The organism is Candidatus Sericytochromatia bacterium (assembly GCA_035285325.1).
In the GTDB taxonomy this organism is placed as follows: Bacteria; Cyanobacteriota; Sericytochromatia; order S15B-MN24; family JAQBPE01; genus JAYKJB01.
The window spans coordinates 1-2,560 of record JAYKJB010000133.1 but is presented as its reverse complement, the minus strand read 5'-3'; the positions used below and the strand labels follow the sequence as shown (position 1 = coordinate 2,560).

The 2,560-nt window shown below is 68.3% G+C and carries 3 protein-coding genes; all 3 read left to right on the top strand.

The window, feature by feature from the left end; all coding sequences use genetic code 11:
* Nucleotides 1-878 (top strand): PucC family protein (locus VKP62_16445; protein ID MEB3198784.1); only part of this gene is annotated, 878 nt, incomplete at its 5' end.
* 3 nt (nucleotides 879-881) lie between these two features.
* Nucleotides 882-2,075, top strand: coding sequence for a geranylgeranyl diphosphate reductase (locus VKP62_16440; GenBank protein ID MEB3198783.1), 1,194 nt, complete (start codon nucleotides 882-884; stop codon nucleotides 2,073-2,075).
* A partial coding sequence (locus tag VKP62_16435) for a TspO/MBR family protein (protein ID MEB3198782.1) occupies nucleotides 2,072-2,560 on the top strand: 489 nt, incomplete at its 3' end. The genes VKP62_16440 and VKP62_16435, both read left to right, overlap by 4 nt.

Sequence of the window (2,560 nt, the reverse complement as noted above, 5' to 3'; positions counted from 1 at the left end):
CCGGCTTCGTGCTGACCGCGGGGGTCGCGGGTGCGTTGCTCGAACCCTTCAGCCTGCCCCGCATGGTCGCCGTGTCGGCGGGCGTGGTCGGGATGGCGTGGCTGGTTGCCACGCTGGCGGTGTGGGGTGTCGAGGGGGACGCGCCGGCGGTGCCGGAGCCCGACACCATGCCGGACTTCCGGACGGCCCTGCGCGAAGTCTGGGCCGAGACCCGGGCGCGACGGCTGACGGTCTTCATCTTTGTCTCGATGCTGGCCTATTCTGCCCAGGACCTGATCCTGGAGCCCTTTGCCGGGTCGATCTTCGGATTGACCCCGGGGCAGTCCACCCAGTTGTCCGGGATCCAGAATGCGGGTGTCCTGCTCGGCATGCTGCTGGTTGCGGGGCTGGCCCGATCTGGAGCCGGCCGTGGGCTCGGCAGCCTGACGGCCTGGTGTGTGGGCGGTTGCCTCGCCTCTGGGCTTGCCCTGTTCGGCCTGGCAGTCGCGGGTTACCTGCCCGACCGTTGGCCACTGGCGCCCTCGGTCTTTGCGCTGGGCGCCGCCAACGGCGCTTTTTCGGTGGCGGCCATCGGCTCGATGATGGCGATGGTGGCGGAAGGCGCGCGCGCACGCGAGGGGGTGCGCATGGGCCTCTGGGGTGCGGCCCAGGCGATTGCCTTTGCCGCTGGCGGAATCGCCGGCACGGGCCTCGTCGATCTCATCCGGTGGGCGAGTGGTTCGGTGTTGACGGCGTACTCCATGGTGTTCTTCCTGGAGGGGTTGGTGTTCCTGGTTGCTGCTTACCTGGCGAGGCACATCGGGCCCTCGTCGGTCGCGGCGCAGGCCCGAACCTGGCTAGGGCGGGAGGCCGTTACGGTCCCCGCGGGGGGGAGGTAACAGATGCAGACTGAAAATTTCGACGTGGTGGTAGTGGGTGGTGGTCCGGCGGGAGCGACCGCTGCAGACGACCTCGCCCGTCGCGGGCTGAGTGTTGCGCTGCTGGACCGGGCGGGTCGCATCAAGCCCTGCGGCGGCGCCATTCCCCCGCAGGCCATGATCGAGTTCGACCTGCCGGAATCGCTGTTGGTCGCACGCATCAGGTCGGCGCGGATGGTCTCGCCGACGGCCGTGAGTGTCGACATGCACATCGAGGGCGGCTACGTCGGCATGGTCGACCGGGAAAGCTTCGACGAGTGGTTGCGTGGCCGTGCGGCCGCGCATGGAGCGGTCAGGCTGACCGGCCAGTTCGATCGTCTCGATTACCTTGAGGATGGCGTCATTGAACTGAGCTATGACGTGCGCGGGGCCGACCAGGCGCCGGTGACCCGCAAGGTGACCGCCCGCGCCGTCATCGGCGCCGATGGTGCGCGATCTTCAGTAGCCAGGCAGTGCATTCCGGATGCTGGTCGGGTGCCTTACGTGGCGGCCTATCACGAGATCGTCCGCTCGCCGGCCGCCGGTGCCGATTACGACGGCCAGCGTTGCGACGTGTATTACCAGGGTCAGCTCTCCCCGGATTTTTACGCCTGGGTTTTCCCCCACGGTGACACCGTCAGTGTGGGAGTCGGCAGCGCGCTGAAGGGTTTCTCGCTGCGTAATGCAGTGGCGGAGCTGCGCAGCGCGACCGGGCTCGATCTCAGCGACACGGTTCGCAAGGAGGGTGCGCCGATTCCGTTGCGTCCCCTGCGGCGTTGGGACGACGGCCGCGGTGTGGTGCTGGCGGGTGACGCAGCCGGGGTCGTGGCGCCCGCTTCGGGAGAGGGCATCTACTACGCGCTGGCCGGCGGCAGGCTGGCAGCCGAGGCCGTCATCGGCTTGCTGGAGACGGGTGACCCGGGTGCGCTGAGGTCGGCCCGCCGCCGCTTCATGCGGGCGCACGGGCGGGTGTTCTGGGTGCTGGGGCTGCTGCAGCGTTTCTGGTACTCGAGTGATGCGCGCCGTGAGCGCTTCGTCAGCATGTGCCGGGATCCCGACGTGCAGCACCTGACGTGGCAGGCCTATATGTACAAGAAGCTGGTGCGAGCGCGACCGCTGGCCCACCTGCGCATCTTCTTCAAGGACTTGGGGCACCTCCTGGGGGTGGTCCGGGCATGACCGGACAGGGCGGCCGCTGGATCGCGCCGCTGGTTGCCTCCTCGGCTGCCGTGCTGGTCGCCCTGCTCGGGGGCTTGCTCACGCGGCTGGACGCCTGGTACTACACGCTGTCCAAACCTGCCTTCCAGCCGCCCGATTGGCTGTTCGGCCCGGCGTGGACGATTATTTTCCTGCTCTGCGTCCTCGCCGCGCTGGACGTCTGGCGGCGGGAACTGAGGCCCGACCAGCGGCGGCTGATTCTGGTGCTGTTTGCCGTCAACGGCGTGCTCAACGTGGCCTGGAGCGGCCTGTTCTTCTTCCTTAAACGCCCCGACCTCGCGCTGCTGGAGGTCGTGGCACTCTGGCTTTCGGTGCTGTTCCTGGTCGTGATGCTTGGCCGGCACTCCCGTCGGGCAGGCCTGATGCTGGTGCCCTACCTTGTCTGGGTCAGCTTTGCGGCTGCGCTCAACCTGGCCATCGTGCGGCTCAACGCCCCGTTCGTGGGT

Coding starts and splice junctions, on each gene's coding strand:
- VKP62_16440 (MEB3198783.1), top strand. CDS start 882: ATGCAGACTGAAAATTTCGACGTGGTGGTAGTGGGTGGTGGTCCGGCG.